Annotated in this window: 22 protein-coding genes and 1 riboswitch; of the genes, 3 read left to right on the top strand and 19 right to left on the bottom strand. The window is 34.4% G+C overall.

Going from position 1 to position 17,770, the window contains the following annotated elements:
* Both cls and KA878_RS09450 read left to right on the top strand, forming a co-directional pair.
* On the top strand, positions 1-1,485 hold the full coding sequence (gene cls / locus KA878_RS09455; protein WP_053031194.1) for a cardiolipin synthase: 1,485 nt from the start codon (positions 1-3) through the stop codon (positions 1,483-1,485).
* Between the two features lie 76 nt (positions 1,486-1,561).
* Entirely contained in the window at positions 1,562-2,206 is a 645-nt protein-coding gene (locus KA878_RS09450; RefSeq protein WP_193839111.1) for an HD domain-containing protein, read from the top strand.
* A 74-nt stretch (positions 2,207-2,280) separates the two neighbouring features.
* On the opposite strand, the gene yidC is transcribed toward KA878_RS09450, so the two are convergent.
* The 7 genes from yidC to KA878_RS09415 form a co-directional block, all read right to left on the bottom strand.
* Positions 2,281-3,156 carry a membrane protein insertase YidC gene (gene yidC / locus KA878_RS09445; RefSeq protein ID WP_075109067.1) on the bottom strand — a complete coding sequence of 292 codons (876 nt, stop codon included), beginning with the start codon at positions 3,154-3,156 and terminating at the stop codon, positions 2,281-2,283.
* An 88-nt stretch (positions 3,157-3,244) separates the two neighbouring features.
* Positions 3,245-3,883, bottom strand: a complete 639-nt coding sequence (gene thiE / locus KA878_RS09440) for a thiamine phosphate synthase (protein WP_193839110.1) — start codon at positions 3,881-3,883, stop codon at positions 3,245-3,247.
* A 1-nt stretch (position 3,884) separates the two neighbouring features.
* A complete protein-coding gene (thiM, locus tag KA878_RS09435; RefSeq protein ID WP_193839960.1) occupies positions 3,885-4,676 on the bottom strand; it encodes a hydroxyethylthiazole kinase in 792 nt (263 codons plus the stop codon).
* Entirely contained in the window at positions 4,669-5,490 is an 822-nt protein-coding gene (gene thiD / locus KA878_RS09430; RefSeq protein ID WP_193839109.1) for a bifunctional hydroxymethylpyrimidine kinase/phosphomethylpyrimidine kinase, read from the bottom strand. Before thiD ends, thiM begins: the two co-directional genes overlap by 8 nt.
* Positions 5,483-6,172: a thiaminase II gene (gene tenA / locus KA878_RS09425; protein WP_070854359.1), complete on the bottom strand. Its 690-nt coding sequence runs from the start codon at positions 6,170-6,172 to the stop codon at positions 5,483-5,485. Before tenA ends, thiD begins: the two co-directional genes overlap by 8 nt.
* A gap of 77 nt (positions 6,173-6,249) precedes the next feature.
* Positions 6,250-6,353: riboswitch (TPP riboswitch) on the bottom strand.
* Positions 6,354-6,636: 283 nt separating this feature from the next.
* A complete protein-coding gene (locus KA878_RS09420; protein ID WP_193839108.1) occupies positions 6,637-7,329 on the bottom strand; it encodes a transglycosylase family protein in 693 nt (230 codons plus the stop codon).
* 343 nt (positions 7,330-7,672) lie between these two features.
* A complete protein-coding gene (locus KA878_RS09415; protein WP_193839107.1) occupies positions 7,673-8,071 on the bottom strand; it encodes a single-stranded DNA-binding protein in 399 nt (132 codons plus the stop codon).
* A 187-nt stretch (positions 8,072-8,258) separates the two neighbouring features.
* Here KA878_RS09415 and KA878_RS09410 point away from each other — a divergent pair, with 187 nt between their 5' ends.
* Positions 8,259-8,702: a YwpF-like family protein gene (locus KA878_RS09410; protein ID WP_107630156.1), complete on the top strand. Its 444-nt coding sequence runs from the start codon at positions 8,259-8,261 to the stop codon at positions 8,700-8,702.
* 66 nt (positions 8,703-8,768) lie between these two features.
* On the opposite strand, the gene fabZ is transcribed toward KA878_RS09410, so the two are convergent.
* The 12 genes from fabZ to KA878_RS09350 all read right to left on the bottom strand — a co-directional run bounded on the left by fabZ (position 8,769) and on the right by KA878_RS09350 (position 17,764).
* Positions 8,769-9,206 carry a 3-hydroxyacyl-ACP dehydratase FabZ gene (gene fabZ, locus KA878_RS09405; protein ID WP_016931213.1) on the bottom strand — a complete coding sequence of 146 codons (438 nt, stop codon included), beginning with the start codon at positions 9,204-9,206 and terminating at the stop codon, positions 8,769-8,771.
* A 40-nt stretch (positions 9,207-9,246) separates the two neighbouring features.
* The gene (gene murA / locus KA878_RS09400) at positions 9,247-10,512 is read right to left on the bottom strand and encodes a UDP-N-acetylglucosamine 1-carboxyvinyltransferase (RefSeq protein WP_193839106.1); all 1,266 of its coding nucleotides are present in this window, start codon (positions 10,510-10,512) and stop codon (positions 9,247-9,249) included.
* 104 nt (positions 10,513-10,616) lie between these two features.
* Positions 10,617-10,850, bottom strand: a complete 234-nt coding sequence (locus KA878_RS09395; protein ID WP_053031174.1) for a DUF1146 family protein — start codon at positions 10,848-10,850, stop codon at positions 10,617-10,619.
* A gap of 127 nt (positions 10,851-10,977) precedes the next feature.
* The gene (locus KA878_RS09390; protein ID WP_075109007.1) at positions 10,978-11,379 is read right to left on the bottom strand and encodes a F0F1 ATP synthase subunit epsilon; all 402 of its coding nucleotides are present in this window, start codon (positions 11,377-11,379) and stop codon (positions 10,978-10,980) included.
* A 20-nt stretch (positions 11,380-11,399) separates the two neighbouring features.
* Positions 11,400-12,812, bottom strand: coding sequence for a F0F1 ATP synthase subunit beta (gene atpD / locus KA878_RS09385; RefSeq protein ID WP_053031170.1), 1,413 nt, complete (start codon positions 12,810-12,812; stop codon positions 11,400-11,402).
* A gap of 21 nt (positions 12,813-12,833) precedes the next feature.
* Positions 12,834-13,700, bottom strand: a complete 867-nt coding sequence (gene atpG / locus KA878_RS09380) for an ATP synthase F1 subunit gamma (protein WP_053031168.1) — start codon at positions 13,698-13,700, stop codon at positions 12,834-12,836.
* Between the two features lie 31 nt (positions 13,701-13,731).
* Positions 13,732-15,240 (bottom strand): F0F1 ATP synthase subunit alpha, encoded by a 1,509-nt coding sequence (gene atpA, locus KA878_RS09375; protein ID WP_075109006.1) that lies wholly within the window; start codon positions 15,238-15,240, stop codon positions 13,732-13,734.
* Positions 15,241-15,260: 20 nt separating this feature from the next.
* Entirely contained in the window at positions 15,261-15,800 is a 540-nt protein-coding gene (locus KA878_RS09370; protein ID WP_075109005.1) for a F0F1 ATP synthase subunit delta, read from the bottom strand.
* Positions 15,800-16,330 carry a F0F1 ATP synthase subunit B gene (locus tag KA878_RS09365; RefSeq protein WP_016931216.1) on the bottom strand — a complete coding sequence of 177 codons (531 nt, stop codon included), beginning with the start codon at positions 16,328-16,330 and terminating at the stop codon, positions 15,800-15,802. Before KA878_RS09365 ends, KA878_RS09370 begins: the two co-directional genes overlap by 1 nt.
* Positions 16,331-16,415: 85 nt before the next feature.
* Positions 16,416-16,628: a F0F1 ATP synthase subunit C gene (atpE, locus tag KA878_RS09360; RefSeq protein WP_011275238.1), complete on the bottom strand. Its 213-nt coding sequence runs from the start codon at positions 16,626-16,628 to the stop codon at positions 16,416-16,418.
* Between the two features lie 32 nt (positions 16,629-16,660).
* On the bottom strand, positions 16,661-17,386 hold the full coding sequence (gene atpB, locus KA878_RS09355) for a F0F1 ATP synthase subunit A (protein WP_075109004.1): 726 nt from the start codon (positions 17,384-17,386) through the stop codon (positions 16,661-16,663).
* A gap of 27 nt (positions 17,387-17,413) precedes the next feature.
* Positions 17,414-17,764: an ATP synthase subunit I gene (locus KA878_RS09350; protein ID WP_193839105.1), complete on the bottom strand. Its 351-nt coding sequence runs from the start codon at positions 17,762-17,764 to the stop codon at positions 17,414-17,416.
* Positions 17,765-17,770: the final 6 nt, after the last annotated feature.

Here is a 17,770-nt window from a genome sequence, read left to right as displayed (position 1 = left end):
ATGGTAGAAATATATTCAATGTCTTTCACGCATTCCTCATTGATTATTAATATCATATTAATTGCTGCCTTTATATTAAACTTAATTTTTGCATTTGTTATTATCTTTATGGAACGTCGCAGTGCTGGCTCTATATGGGCTTGGCTTCTCGTTTTAGTATTTTTACCAATCATTGGATTTATATTGTATTTACTATTAGGACGCCAAATTCAGCGCAATCGCATTTTCAAATTGAAAAAAGAAGACCGCAAAGGCCTTGCTATGATTGTGGATGAACAAATTGAAGCATTAGAAAGTGACGATTTCTCAAAAGGTAATCATCAAATTGTTAAGTTTAAAGAAATGGTACGCATGTTACTTTTTAACAATGCTGCGTTCTTAACGACAGATAATCGCATCAAAATATATACGGATGGTCATGCTAAATTTGATGCATTACTTAATGATATTAAAAATGCACAAGACTATATACATATTCAGTACTACATTTTTAAAAGTGATGGACTAGGCCGTCAAATTCTCTCAGCACTTGAGGATAAACTTGATGAAGGCTTAGAAGTTAAAATGTTATACGATGATATGGGTTCAAGAACTTTAAGAAAAAAAGATTTAAAACATTTTCGTCAAAAAGGTGGACATGTGGAATCGTTCTTTCCCTCTAAACTTCCCCTCATCAATCTCCGTATGAATAACCGAAACCATAGAAAAATCGTTATTATTGATGGCAAAATTGGTTATGTAGGAGGGTTCAATGTCGGTGATGAATATTTGGGTAAAGATAAAAAGTTTGGCTATTGGCGAGACACCCACTTAAGATTAGAGGGCGATTCTGTTAACGCACTGCAACTTAGATTTATATTGGATTGGAATTCACAATCCAATCGTGATTCAATCGAATATAAAGATAGCTATTTTCCAGATGTAGACTCAGGTGGAACAATTGGCGTACAAATTGCGTCAAGTGGTCCTGATGAAGATTGGGAACAAATCAAATATGGTTACTTAAAAATGATATCTTCCGCAAAACATTCTATATATATTCAATCACCTTATTTTATACCTGATCAAGCATTTATCGATGCAATTAAAATAGCAGCCTTAGGTGGTGTGGAAGTCAATATCATGATACCTAATAAACCGGATCATCCTTTCGTTTATTGGGCTACATTGAAAAATGCAGCTTCTCTACTATCAGCTGGCGTTAAAATTTATCATTATGATAATGGGTTCTTACATTCTAAAACTTTAATTATTGATGATGAAATCGCATCAGTAGGCACAGCCAATATGGATAATCGTAGTTTCACACTAAATTTCGAAGTGAATGCATTTGTTTATGATGAGACGATTGCAACTCAATTGAAAGAAGCATTTATTCAGGATATGAAAGTCTCTTATCAACTTACTGAGGAATTATATAATAAACGAAGTTTATGGATTAAATTCAAAGAAGGCATATCTCAATTACTTTCACCTATTTTATAAATGTCTTTAATAATTGTCATCCTATTTACAATTATTACTGTAAATACGTACAAGTTAATTTAATAAGGAGCGTAACATGAATGTACAACAGCAAATAAAGTTAGCGTATAATTATATGAAAGAGTTTCATATAAGCGATTATTCTGGTCACGATATTGCGCATGTGGAACGTGTAACGTCGTTAGCGCAAATCATTGCTAAAAACGAACAACAGGGTGACTACTTAATTATCACGTTATCTGCCTTACTACATGATGTCATCGATGATAAATTAACAGATAAAGCAATTGCATTAAATCAACTTAAAACATTTTTAGAACATATTGAAGTGACACCTACGCAGCAACAATCAATTATTTATATTATCGAACATATGAGTTATAGAAATGGGCGCAATAATGAGGTAGCTCTTTCAATAGAAGGACAAATTGTAAGGGATGCTGACCGATTGGATGCTATTGGTGCAATTGGTATTGCAAGAACTTTTCAATTTGCAGGCCATTTTAATGAACCTATGTGGACCGAATCGCCACATAGTGGACCACCAAATACAGATAGCATTCCAAATTTGCCCCCTTCTGCTATACGCCATTTTTATGATAAGTTGTTAAAATTAAAAGCATTAATGCTTACTAAAACTGGTAGACAACTGTCTGAAGAAAGACATGCTTTTATGGAGCAGTTTTTAACACAATTTTATAAAGAATGGCATATTGATTGAATGCTATAACAAAAAGGTCGATACCTCTTTCCAGGGTATCGACCTTTTCTATAATATAGCATTGATTAAGCTATTTACTTTTTCTTTTTATTATTCTTAGAAACAACTTGAGTGTTTTTACCTTTTTTATTTGAGTTACCATTATTTTCCTCAAATTTTTCAATCATTGGCGCAACTTCTCTTTGAGCAACTTTTTCATAGTACATATTGGCGAAGTAAGTTTGGACAATTAAGAATGCCGCACTGACAGACCAATATAGACCTAAAGCTGACGCCGAACTTAATGAAATCCAGATGATCATAATTGGTGATACAATCATCATCATGTAAGTCATTTGACGTTGTTCTTGAGGCATTTGTTTACTTGATACCCAAGCTTGGATAAAGTAAAGCACACCGGCAATAATAGTAATCCAAATATCAGGATGAACTAAATTGAACCATAAGAAGTGTGGATGTTCTGCAATTCCGCCACCAATACGGTAACGTAATACGAAGTATAATCCCATAACAACTGGCATTTGAATTAATACTGGTAAACAGCCTAATGCACTCTTCATTGGATTAATATCGTATTTCTTATAAACTTCCATCATTTCTTGGTTTGCTGCCATTTTCTCTTCTTGAGTTCGTGCACGTTTAACTTTTTCTTGCACACCATCAACTTCTGGCTTAGCAACTTTCATTTTTTCACGCATCATATGACTATTTTTATAGTTTGATAACATGAATGGTAACAAGATAACACGAATTACTAAAACTAATACGATAATTGCAATACCGTAATCATCATTAAATACTGAATGGCCTAACCAATGTAAAACTCTAGCCATTGGTTCTACGAATGTATTATAGAAAAATCCATCTCTATTACTAGATTTTGAATAATCACACCCGGCTAAAAAGACCATTACCCCTAATAACAAAGGTAGTAACGCTTTCTTCTTCATTTTTACACCTCTATTGATATATTCACATAGGGATTATTTTATCATAGTAACCGTGTACTAGAAAACAAAAAAAGAAAAATTTTCTTATTTATTTGAAATAATTTTTCATTATAGTAACAGTCTTGTCAATATTATGACTACGTGCAATCGCCGAAATAACTGAAACACCGTCTGCACCATTTTGAGCAATAGGTTCAATATTGTCTTCTGTTATACCTCCAATTGCTACCATAGGTAACGAAGGATTGATCTTTTTTAATGTGGCAATCATAGCGGGACCTACTGGTGCACTCGCATCATTTTTAGAAATTGTTGCAAACATCGGTCCAACACCAATATAATCAACATGATCTAAATCGGATTGATTATATTCTTCCTCGTTGCCAATGCTAAGTCCTATGATTTTATTTTCGAACCGCTTAGCAAATGACTTCACATTTTCATCATCTTGCCCTACATGAATACCGTCTGCATTTATTTTTTCAGCTAAATCAACATCGTCATTTACAATAAACGGTACATGATAGTCATGACATAAATTTAATAACTCAATTGCTAAATTTTCTTTATCAGCACCGTCTAATGACGTGGGTCCTTTTTCACGAAATTGAAAAAGCGTGATACCGGCATTTAAGGCATGCTTCACTATTTCTCTAATATCTTTTCCCTCTGGAATATCTTGCGTACCGCAAATAAAATAAACATTTAATCGTGATGGATTAAACATTTTACTCCACCTCTTGTCTTTTGACTTGTTGTTGGTAGGTATTAAAATCAATGACATACATTTGATCTAATAATTTAGATAAAAATGTACCTGGTCCATTTACTTGTTGATCTTGTTCAGCGCGTTCAGCAGCAATATTATAGATGCTAACCGCTTCTTCTAACACTTGTAGAGATGGCGTTTCTTCTCTAAATAAGAAACTTGCTACAATGCCCCCAAGTAAGCATCCAGCACCAGTAATCTTGGCTAATAATGGTGACCCATTAGATAACTTCACCACTTTATTATTTTGGACAATAACATCTTCTTTACCAGTTAACACGATGGCTGTATTCAATTTCTCATGGGCACGCTTAGCTATTTCAACAACGTCTAAGTCAGTTTCACCATCCGTACCTTTCATCGTTGTTGTTGCATCTACTAACGTTAAAATTTCAGAAGCATTACCTTTAATAACTGATACTTTCACTTCTGATAAGAATTTTTGGCAAAATGCTTTGCGATACGAAGAAGCACCAACTGCTACTGGATCAAATACAATGGGTGTTCCTTGCTGATTCGCTATTTTACCTATTTCCAAAATGTCTTGTTCATTTGCCTTAGTCATCGTACCAATATTAATAAGTAACGCCCCTGCAACTTTATAAAATTCTTCCGCTTCTTCAGGTGCTTCACTCATTGCTGGACTAGCACCAATGCTAAGTAATCCATTTGCCGTAAAGTTTTTCACGACATCATTTGTATAACAGACAACTAAAGGATTCTCTTGTCTTAAACGTTCCAAATTATTCATCATCTAATCCAACCTTCTTCATATATGCAAAATGGTTTACCGGTCCTCTACCTTGACCAATTTCTGGCGTATATTGAATACTCAATGAAATAAATTTCTTCGCTTTTTTAACCGCTTCATAGATAGATTTACCTTTAGCCAGTTCTGCAGTAATCACTGCTGAGAATGTACATCCAGTTCCGTGCGTATGTTTAGTGTCAAAGCGTTGATCTTCAAAGGTATACACATCATCCTTAGTAAATAAGAAGTCTTTAGCATTGTTTAAATCTGCAGAGTGTCCACCTTTTATGACAACGCCTTTACTGCCTATTTCATTAATAAAGATATTGCCTGCTTTACGAATATTTTCTTCCGTGTCTATTTTAATGCCTGTTATTTCCTCTGCTTCAGGAATATTAGGCGTGACGACATCTGCTAAAGGTAGTAATGTATTCTGTAAATGTTTCTTGGTTTCATCATCCATTAACGAATCGCCACTCTTAGCTAACATGACTGGATCGATAACGTATGGAATATCTGAATGTTGTCTCAAATATTGTTGAATTAACGCCATTGTTTCATGAGTCGCAATCATACCTGTTTTAATAGCGTGTGGTAATTCGTCATTGAAGACGCTATCTAATTGTTCTTGAACCCAACTTGTCTCAAGATTATGGATATGTTGTACCCCTTTAGTATTTTGCGCAACGATACTTGTAATAGCTGCCATGCCGTAGACACCACAGGCATGAAATGATTTTAAATCGGCCATTACACCAGCGCCACCTGATGGATCAGTTCCCGCGATTGTTAAAGCGATTTTAGGTTTATGCATTTTTGTCGCCTCCGAAGTTCCATTGTTCGTTAGTATAAGCCATATTAAAGAAATTACGTTCGTGAATCGTACTTTGTAAGAAACTTTCTTTAATATCATGCTTTTCTTGTTCTGTACAATTTGCTGTTAATTCATCTAATAAATTATCAAATACTTCTATTAATGGACGCATTTCTGTACTATAGAAATCAAACCATTTTGCAGTTACAGAATCTCTATTTAGATTTTGATCCTCTAATGCCATTTTAGCTACAACTTCATATACATAAGGGCATGGTGCCATTGCAGCTATTGTATACGCCGCATTCTCATGTGCATAGGCATGATAATACATATGTTTAATGTAATGATCACCGCTTGGAGGCCATACTTTTTCTTTAACAATTTCTTCATAAGGTTCATTAATGTAATCTGCTAAAATTTCATGTGCCTCAACTTCACCATCTAGCATAAATTCAATTTGTTCAACTAAAAATTTAACATCTTTCATTGTTGGTGCTTTTGGGATAAGAAGTGCATACAAATTTGTAAATTCCTTTAAATATGATGCATCCGCTCTTAAATATTGACGTACTGCTTGAGCGTCTAACTTCCCTTTTAAAAGGTCTTGAATAAACCCATCATTATAGATATCTTCAATAATAGGTTGTGAAGCCTCTTTAATCTCAGTTGAAAATGTCATAGTCATATCCTCCTTAAAATTAAAAAATGCTACATTTCAACGTAGAAATGTAGCTATCATTCAATAAAGAGAACATAACATATACATTACTACTTTCCTACGTTGGCATTAACCAAATCAGGTTATAAGGGTCTGAATTTAATCATCTCAGCCATTGGCAATGGCTCCCCTAGTAGCATTATCTTATTAATTTAACGATATCAAATTGATTAGGATTTATCAAATAAAACAGAAAGCGAGAGGACAGAAATAAAATAAACTCATTGTTCTCCCTAGCTTACTTTGCTTGTAGCATTTCTTAGTGAAATTCTCTTTGTTGGGGCCCGCCCGCAAGGATAACTAGTGCTAAAAAAGCTTGATTTAAGCGTATTTTCAAATCAGTCATCTATTGTCAAAATGAAAAAGCAGGCTGAGACACTTTATTATGTCCCAGCCTACTCAATTAATATTATTATATTGCTAAATTAAGCAGTTACCCATTGTGATGGACCTGCAGTATTATATAATTTAACAGCAGCAGCATCTTGAACGTGTTCTGGTGCTTGTGCTGGTGATACACCTTTATATTGAGCAGGTGCTACTGAATCCCAAGTTGATTGTAAGAATTGATATTTACCTGCTGCACCTGAACTTGGATTAATAGCAGTAATGTCGCCACCTGATTCACGTTGTGCAATTTGTTGTAAATGACTGTTTACATTTACAGAAGAACCACTTGAAGCACTTGAGTTAGAAGTTGTAGCTTCAGTTTGTGGTTGTTGTGTTTGTTGAGTTTGTGGTGCTTGTTGTACTTGTGTTGGTTGAGCTTGACTAGATTGTTGTGAAGAAGCTACTTGTTCAGCTGAAGTTTGGTTAGTAGCAGCTGATGCTTGTTCACTAACATCTTGTTGTGGTGAAACTAAGCCTGTTTGTGCATAGTTCCAACTCCAGTTAGTACCATCTGATTCGAAATGATAAGTGAAACCTTCATAATCAAATGTTACGTTATATGCACCTTCTTGGATAGGGCTATTATTTAATGATTGATCATTTGATTGTGCTAATTGTGCTAATTCAGCTTTATTTACTTGAGCTTCGCTCGCATCTGCGTGTCCAGCGTTGCCAGCAACTACTCCTAAACCTACTGCTAATGATGAAGCAATAATTGTCTTTTTCATAATTATATATATCCTCCTAGATTTGTTTGTGTCTTAATAATAAATTTTACAAGTAACACTTTAACATCCATAAAACCATAGTAGGTTACAGTGAAATAAAAAAAGCCAGTACTTTTTTACATCCAAATTACAAACGTACTGTAATCCTATTTTTTAGTTATGGACTTTCATGACGGTTTTGAGTAGCTATATATATAAGTATCTCTTGTAATACTAATGAAATCTTTCAGATAATTATATTAAAAATTTAAGAACCTCTCTTATAAAATTGATAATATAAGAGAGGCCATGAGTATAATTAAAGAAGTTATTTATAGTAAATAGGGATGGAGTTAATAGAACATTAGTTTATATCAATCACTTCTAGGTGATCGTATGAATAAGTGTCTTCATTGAATGAGGTGTCAGGGAGAATATCATTATTTTTGGATTTGGGGGACATAAATTTAATTGTTTCAACATATAATTCGGTCACAAATTGCGTTTGGCCCTCTTTATCGTATTTACGTGATCTCATTTGACCAGTAATACCTACTAAAGCGCCTTGCTCAGTATACAATTCAATATTGGTAGCTGTTTTACCAAAAGCTTTACAAAATATATAATCACAAGCTATTTCATTGTTGTCATCTTTATAATTACGTTCTGTTGCAACACAGAACGTGGCTATCTTCACCTCCTCTTTCTCAAATATTTGTGCCTTTTTGGTCAACCGACCTACTATCACAATCTTGTTTAGCATGTGTCACCTCCTTCTACAACTATAGTATTCATTTATAACTATGGCGTCAAAATTCTATTTTTAAGATTTTTATTCCTATTAATACTCAAAGTTTGATATATTTAAAGAAAATAATTGTAAAACTCATATTAGATTATTGATAATTTCATTTTTTGCATAATTTTAATTTTTTTGGGGATGTGATGAAGTGAAGACATTTAAAGCTGTACGTTTTCAAATTGTTAATGAAAATGGAGGTATAACTGAATTTGAGCTAGAAGATGGTGTAATCATCAATAAAGAAAATAGTGGTACTGGTTGGCTTCTAGAGGTTGTCATTTCAAATGCGCACTATGAAACAATGAAAAAATATTATGATGATCAAACACTATTAGATATTAGAGTCGTGATAACACGCCCTTCGAATGATCCTGCACTTTTTGATGCTACAATCAAAAGTATTTCTGAATTCGAAACAACAATGTCAATTGTATTAGATTGTCATATTTACACCTTACGACAAGTTTATGCAGAGAGTTTATTAGAACAATTAGTTGATGAAGGACTGTCAGGTGAGGAATTAAAAGTAACATTTAATCGTATGATGCAATCTAAACCTAAACTAAAAGAAGAAAAATTTGAAAGAGAATAAAATAGGAGTGGAACACAATTCAATGTTCCACTCCTATTTATATTGATTATAAAAGCATGTTTTGGTTTAAGCATCTTGGATAGCGAAAGTTAATTCACAACTACAAGCGAGTTGGCCATCTACCGTAGCCTTTGCTGTACCTTTTCCGATTGGACCTTTGATTTTAGTAATTTCTACCTCTAACATTAGCGTATCACCAGGCGTTACTTGTTTTTTAAATCTACATTTATCAATTCCAGCAAACAATGCAATTTTTCCTTTATTCTCTTCGCTGTTAAGCATAGCAACAGCACCTGTTTGTGCTAATGCTTCAGTAATTAATACACCAGGCATAACAGCATAATCTGGGAAGTGCCCTTGGAAAAATGGTTCATTACCAGATACTTGTTTTAGTCCAACACATCTCTTGCCCTCTTCATATTCAACTACACGATCAATAAGTAAAAATGGTTGTCTATGTGGGATAATTTGCTTAATTTGATTATAATCGAAAATTGTTTCCATAATGTATGTCCTCCAGAAGTATTATAAAGTGAGTATACGATTAATCATTTACTCGTTCAATATTAGCACCTAATGACTTTAATTTCTCATGGAAATTAACATAACCGCGGTCTAAATGTTTTAATTCTGTAACCTGAGTTGTACCATCAGCTACTAAGCCAGCTAAAATTAATGCTGCCGCTGCTCTTAAATCTGTTGCTTTAACTTGAGCACCTTGCAATTGACTCTTACCTTGAATTTTAGCACTTCTACCTTCTACAGTAATATTTGCATTCATACGCTTAAATTCTGCAACATGCATGAATCTATTTTCAAAGACAGTTTCCGTAATGACTTTATGTCCTTCAGCAGTTAATAATAACGCCATCATTTGTGATTGCATATCTGTTGGGAACCCAGGGTGTGGAAGTGTTTTGACATCAACTGGTTTAAGTTCACCCTCTGCCGTAACACGAATGCCATCTTCTTGGAAATCTAAATTAACGCCCATTTCTTCAAGTTTATAAATTAGACTCGACATATGTTCTTTTACTGCGTCTCTAACAAATACATCACCACGCGTAATAGCAGCTGCTATGATTAATGTACCAGCTTCAATTCTGTCAGGAATGATTGAATGTTCTACACCTTTCAACTTATCAACACCATGAATTGTAATGGTATCAGTACCTGCTCCGGTTACTTTACCACCCATTTCATTAATATAATTTGCTAAATCAACAATTTCAGGCTCTTTAGCAACATTTTCAATCACTGTTTTACCTTTAGCAAGTGAAGCTGCCATAATGATATTTTGTGTTGCACCGACACTTGGGAAATCTAAATGAATGTCTGTACCTTTCAAGCCGTCTTTTGTGCTAGCGTAAATATTTCCATTCTCTAGATGTATGTCTGCACCTAATGCCTCAAACCCTTTAATATGTTGCTCTATTGGACGAGCGCCGATTGCACAACCACCTGGTAATGCAACGATAGCATGACCTAAACGTGCTAACAAAGGACCCATAACTAAGATGCTTGCTCGCATTTTACTAACATATTCATAAGGGGCTTCTTCTTTTAAAGTCGTAGATGCATCTACTGTAACTGCACCTTCTTTTTTATTATATTCAACTTTAGCATTTAAAGTCGATAATACATTGTTTATCGTTACTACATCGCTTAAATCTGGTACATTAACAAGTTTACTTTTTCCTTCTGAAGCTAATAGTGATGCAGTCAATATTGGTAATACTGCATTTTTAGCTCCTTCAACTTTAACTTCTCCAGTTAGGCGATTGCCACCTTCAATTACTATTTTATCCATATTAATCCTCCACTTTAAACTCCTATTACTATCTTCATTTCCCGATTTTCAATCAATTATTTATTTATTATATCTATTTTTAAAAAGAATTTACAATAATCTCATTATTGAAATAAAAATTTCACTTGAGTTGAGAATTGTAATAAATCAATTAAAAAATTGCTCACGGCTGTACCCAATAAGATGGCTAAAAACATTAGACAAACTTGTACTTGAGTAGCGTAACCTTTTTTAAAAAATTGATCTAATTTGAGAGAGTTTAAGGCCCAATAAGCTATACATATACACAAAACATGTAAAACCAAGTGTATGATCGCAAACTGTCCAATATAATCCATGACTTTCTCTCCTTTTAGATTTCTGTACTATATTGTACATTAAAAATGCACAGAATGATACTAAACTTGACTATCATAGAACACAAAAAAGGTTTGAAAACTAAATTTAGTTTTCAAACCTTTTTAATTATTTTAATTGTGCTACGCGTAAGCGGTTTTCAGCTCTAGCCAACGCTCGTTTAGCTCTGTTTATATCACTGTTATCCTGATCGTCCAAATGAGATTGTGCTCTTTGACGTGCTAATTTAGCTCGTTCAACATCTATCTCACTGGCAGTTTCAGCTGTTTGAACAATGACAGATACTTTATGTTGTCTAATTTCAACAAAGCCACCACTAACAGCTATATATTCAGTACCATTTCTAAAGTTCACTTTAACATGGCCTGTTTTTAATGCGGCAACTGTCGGAATATGCCCACTCATGACACCCATTTCACCAGCTGTTGTTTGAAAAACAACTAGTTCAACGTCATCTTTTTCGTAGACTGAACCATTAGGAGTGACAATATCAAGATTAACTGTACTCATTATCTATACCTCCTAATTGTTTAGACTTCAACACCCATATCTTTTGCTTTGGCAATTACATCTTCCATACTACCAACTAAACGGAAAGCATCTTCAGGAATATGGTCGTATTTACCATCTAAAATCGCTTTGAAATCAGCTACTGTCGTTTTAACAGGTACATATGAACCTTTTTGACCAGTAAATTGTTCTGCAACGTGGAAGTTTTGTGATAAGAAGAATTGAATTCTACGTGCACGTTCTACTGTAAGTTTATCTTCTTCTGATAACTCATCCATACCTAAAATTGCGATAATATCTTGCAATTCTCTATATTTTTGAAGTGTTGATTGAACATCACGTGCCACTTCATAGTGCTCTTGACCAACAATTGCTGGTTCTAACGCTCTTGATGTAGACGCTAATGGATCCACAGCTGGATAGATACCCATTTCTGTTAATTTACGTTCAAGGTTAGTTGTCGCATCTAAGTGAGCGAATGCAGTTGCTGGCGCTGGGTCAGTATAGTCATCGGCTGGTACGAATACGGCTTGGATTGATGTTACAGAACCTTTATTCGTTGATGTAATACGTTCTTGTAATTGACCCATTTCTGTAGCTAATGTAGGTTGATAACCTACGGCAGAAGGCATACGTCCTAATAAAGCTGATACTTCAGAACCTGCTTGAGTAAATCTGAAAATGTTATCGATGAATAAAAGAACGTCTTGTCCTTGTTCATCACGGAAGTACTCAGCCATTGTTAATGCAGATAAAGCTACACGCATACGCGCACCAGGTGGCTCGTTCATTTGACCGAATACCATCGCTGTTTTCTTGATAACACCACTATCTCTCATTTCATAGTAAAGGTCATTACCTTCACGTGTACGTTCACCTACACCAGCGAATACAGAGATACCACCGTGTTCTTGTGCGATGTTATTAATTAATTCTTGAATTAATACGGTTTTACCAACTCCGGCACCACCGAATAGTCCGATTTTACCACCTTTAATATAAGGTGCTAGTAAGTCTACAACTTTAATTCCAGTTTCAAGAATTTCCACTTCAGTAGATAATTCATCAAAATTAGGTGATTGTCTATGAATTGGATCACGTCTCACTGAACTATCTAATTTATCTTCTAAATCAATTGTATCACCTAAGACGTTAAATACACGACCTAGTGTTACTTCACCAACTGGCACTGAAATATCTTGTCCAGTGTTTTGAACTTCCATGCCTCGTTGAACACCATCTGTTGAATCCATAGCGATTGTACGAACAACGTCATCACCTAGTTGTAATGCAACTTCAAGTGTTAATTCAAAAGTACCATCTTCTTTAGGAACTTCAATGATTAAGGCGTTATTAATTTCAGGTACTTCATTATGTTCAAAACGAACGTCAATAACAGGACCCATAACCTGAGTTACACGGCCATTACCCATGTTGTTTCCTCCTTTAAAATATTATTCAAGTGCTGCGGAACCACCAACAATTTCAGTAATTTGTTGTGTGATTTCAGCTTGTCTCGCTCTATTATATTGTAATGATAAGTCATCAATAAGTTCAGTCGCATTATCAGAAGCATTTTTCATTGCAGTCATTCTCGCTGCATGTTCACTAGCCTTAGCATCTAAAATCGTTCCATAAATTAAACTTTCAACATATTGAGGAAGAATAACACTTAGGATAGATTCTTTATCCGGTTCAAATTCATAAGAAGACATTTGACCTTGACCTTGGCTAGAATCTTCTCGAGATAATGGTAAAACTTGTTTAGTCGTTGGTTTATTTTCAAGAACACTAACATAATGACTATAATAAATTTTTAATTCATCAATATGTTCTTCACTAAATAAGTCAATCGCATGTTTCGCAATTGCTTGTATTGATTTGAATGAAGGTTGATCGGGAACATCAACAAGTGAATTTTCAATTTCATAACCTCTATTTTTAAGGAAATCAACACCAGATTGACCTAATACAATAATGCTATATTCATCACTACTAGAATGTTTTTCACTAATATCATTAATCAGTCGTTTTAAGACATTTGAACTGTATGCACCTGCTAAGCCTTTGTCACTAGTAATTACTAAGTAACCACTACGTTGAACTTGTCTAGGTCTTAACATAGGATGACTAGAGTGTTTACTCGCTCCTGCAATTGCAGTAATCGCATCCTGCATTTTTTCCATATAGGGTTCAAATTGCTTTGTGTTTTTTTCAGCTCGACGTAATTTTGAACTTGATACCATGTTCATTGCTTTGGTAATTTGTTTCATTTTTTTCGTCGATTTGATACGACCATCTATCTCTTTTAATGAAGCCATTATCTCACCACCCTTTCAATTTAAAGTTTAATTATTCAGATTTGCTAAAGCTTTTCTTGAATTCATTAATTGTAGCTTCAAATTTTTCGTCAGATGGTAAGGCACCAGTTTCTCTAATTTCATTTAATAAGTCAGAACCATTTGATTTCGCCCAACTATTTAATTCGTCTTCGAAACGTGTAATATCCTCAACAGGAATATCATCTAAATAACCTTTTGTTAAGGCATATATAATTAAAACTTGGTTTTCAACAGGTAATGGTTTGTTTTGGTCTTGTTTCAACACTTCAACCGTACGTTTACCTCTTTCAAGTTTTCTAGCTGTGAATTCATCTAAATCAGAACCGAATTGCGCAAATGATTCTAACTCTCTATAAGAAGCTAAGTCTAAACGTAGCGTTCCTGCTACCTTCTTCATTGCTTTGATTTGAGCAGATCCACCTACACGTGAAACTGATTGTCCCGCATTAATCGCAGGTCTTACACCTGAGAAGAATAAGTCAGATTGTAAGAAGATTTGTCCATCTGTAATTGAAATTACGTTAGTTGGTACATAAGCAGAAATATCCCCTGCTTGTGTTTCGATAATTGGTAACGCCGTAATTGAGCCGCCACCTAAATCATCATTTAATTTGGCTGCTCTTTCTAATAATCTACTATGTAGATAGAAAACATCACCAGGGTAAGCTTCACGACCTGGAGGTCTACGTAAAAGTAATGATAACTCACGGTATGCTGCCGCTTGTTTTGTAAGATCATCATAAACGATTAATACATGCTTACCATTAAACATGAATTCCTCACCCATAGTTACACCAGAATAAGGTGCAATATAAAGTAATGGTGAAGGTTCAGATGCTGAAGCTGAAACAACAATAGTGTAATCTAATGCGCCAGCTTGACGTAATTTTTCTACGTTTGCACGTACAGTTGAATCTTTTTGACCAATTGCTACGTAAATACAAATTGTATCTAAACCTTTTTGGTTTAAGATTGTATCAATACCGATGGTTGTTTTACCTGTTTGTCTATCTCCGATAATTAACTCACGTTGACCACGTCCGATTGGAACTAATGCGTCAATCGCTTTAATACCAGTTTGAAGTGGTTCGTCAACAGATTTACGAGCCATTACACCTGTTGCTTTTTGTTCAACAGGGCGTGTTTTTGTTGTATTGATAGGACCTTGTCCATCAATAGGTTGACCTAATGGGTTAACAACGCGACCAATAAGTTCTTCCCCTACTGGAACTTCCATAATACGTCCAGTACGTCTAACTTCGTCGCCTTCAGTAATTTCAGTATATGGTCCTAAAATAACTACACCCACATTTGATTCTTCAAGGTTTTGAGCTAAACCAAGAACACCATTTGAGAACTCTACTAGCTCACCAGCCATACAGTCATTTAATCCGTGAATTAATGCGATACCGTCACCAATTTGGAGTACCGTACCTACATCAGTTACAGACATTTCAGACTCATAATTTTCAATTTGTGAGCGAAGTAATGCACTGATTTCTTCAGCTTTTATGGCCATCTATGTCACTCCTCTTTATTTTAGTTTACTCTTCTAAATTTGCGTTCGATTTGTTCTAAATCTTTTTTAACACTGCCATCTAGCACAGTAGTACCAACTTTAACTCTAAATCCTCCAATTAATTCAGGATTTATTTTCGTAGTAATATGTACTTGTGATAAATTCGTTTGTTTTAAAATTAAGTCTTTAATGCGACTAAGTTCATCGTCACTTAATTGATAAACTGATTCAACAATGGCTGAATCTTCATTATGATGTTCATTGTATAAACTTTTAAATTCTTTAAAAATTGAATTAATCAGTACTAAATGACGATTATTAGCTAATATCATTAGCATATTTTTTAAGTAATAATTAGCATCTCCAAAAACGATACCAACAAATTTGCGTCTTTCAGAAGCTGGTTGGTTAGGATTTGAGTCAATTGCTCTTAAATCTTCATCATAGTTTTTTGTGGCTTCACTAACTATACTAAGTTCTTCGTACATTAAATCTAATCTGTCTTTATCGATAGCGACGTCAAATAATGCTTTAGCGTATTTATTTGCTACATTTGCCATTATTTATCGCCTGCCTCTTTTAAATACTTATCAACAAGTTCTTTTTGATCTTGTTCTGAAATTTCTTTTTGAAGTACTTTAGATGCAATCAATACTGATAACTCAGACACTTGATTGTTAATATCTGCTAATGCACGTTCTTTCTCGCTATTGATTTCACTTTGAGCAGTTTCAATCATACCGTTTGCACGAATATTTGCTTCATGAATGATTTCTTCATGTTGTTTACGTGCTTGAACTCTAGCATCTTCTAAAATACGTTGAACTTCATCTTGAGTTTGTTTTAGTGTCTTTTTATTTTCTTCTTCAAGTTTTTGTGCATTTAATTTTGCTTCTTCAGCTTCATCAATGTCTCTATTGATGTCGCGTTCACGTTTGTCCATTACTTCTTTTAATGGACCCCAAGCAAATTTCTTAAGTAGTGCTAATAAAATAGCAAATGTGATTACTGTAACAATGACAGTACCCCATTCAACACCACCACCTGCTGCACCTAAAACGAATGAATTAGTTAATGCATTCACTGGCATTTGACACTCCTTTCATAATTAATCACCACTTGCCATTAAATAAAACGAACGGCGAAGATCCAAGTGACTTCGCCATGAAATTTTCTTATTGGAAAAGAGTCATGAATGCGATTACAACACCGATGATAGGTAATGCCTCAACTAAACCAATACCGATGAACATGATACTCATTAATTGTCCACGTGCTTCTGGTTGACGAGCTACACCTTCTACTGTTCTTGAAACGATAAGACCGTTACCGATACCTGCGCCTAGTGCTGATAAACCAATTGCAATTGCTGCTGCGATTAAACCCATATTAATAATTCCTCCTAAAATGTTTGTTTAAGTTAATGTGTGTCCGCTACTTTGTGGGACATGTAAACCATTGAAAGCATGATAAATATATATGCTTGGATTGAGCCGACAAAGATAGAGAATCCTTGCCATACGATTAAACCTGGAATACCTATAATCCAACCCCAAGCACTGCTTACAACTAAGCCGGCTAATAAAGAAAGTAATAATTCACCGGCAAATATATTACCGTATAAACGTAGACCAAGTGTTAATGTTGAAGAGAATTCTTCAAAAACATTGATAATTGCTAATGGCCAGAATGGTTTAAAGTAATTACCTATGTAAGCTTTAGTTCCACGCATTTTCACACCATAATAGTGTGTAAGTAATATCATCATAGTTGATAATGTCAATGTGACAGTTGCATCAGCTGTTGGAGATTTCCACCATAGATAATGATCTTTAGTCACTATAGCAAATGGTAGTCCTAACATGTTTGCAACAAAGATAAATAAAATCAATGTTACTGCTAAGAAGTGAAACTGACCACCTTTTTTCCAAGCCATATTACTCTCTATGATGCTTCTTACAAAGTCAAAGATCCATTCGATAAAATTCTGTTTACCTGATGGTCTTTTCTTTAGATTACGCGTACAAATAATAGCTATTAGAAAAACAATGATTGCTGTAACAACTAACATCATGATGCTTGCTAAATTGAAAACGAGATCAAAACCAAATACATTCCAACTTACGAGCGGGTTTTTGTGATCCATGTACTCACCTCTTTCTTTATTAAAATTTTAATTCTTAAGCAGTAGAGGGCGTAAAATGATTAAAACATAAGAAAACATAAGACCAATCATTACCCCAATAATATTGACACTATATTTAAATAAAAACCATATTACACACGCAATGATAGCGACTAAGTACCTCCAAGTATTGCCCGTAGAAATATGTATGTTATCTGGTTGCTTTGCCCGAGATAAATATAATTCGAAAATATAGGTATTTATTAAAGATCCAAATGTTCCTATTATTAATCCTAGAATAAAAGGATTTGGAATAACGATATACAACACAGCCAATATAATTAAAAAATAAATATAATATTGAATGAATTGTTTAAATATGATGCTGAAACGCCTCATTTTTCT

It is taken from the genome of Staphylococcus sp. GDY8P57P, from assembly GCF_017892585.1.
Classification (GTDB): Bacteria; Bacillota; Bacilli; order Staphylococcales; family Staphylococcaceae; genus Staphylococcus; species Staphylococcus borealis.
This window is presented reverse-complemented; position numbering and strand designations above follow the sequence as displayed.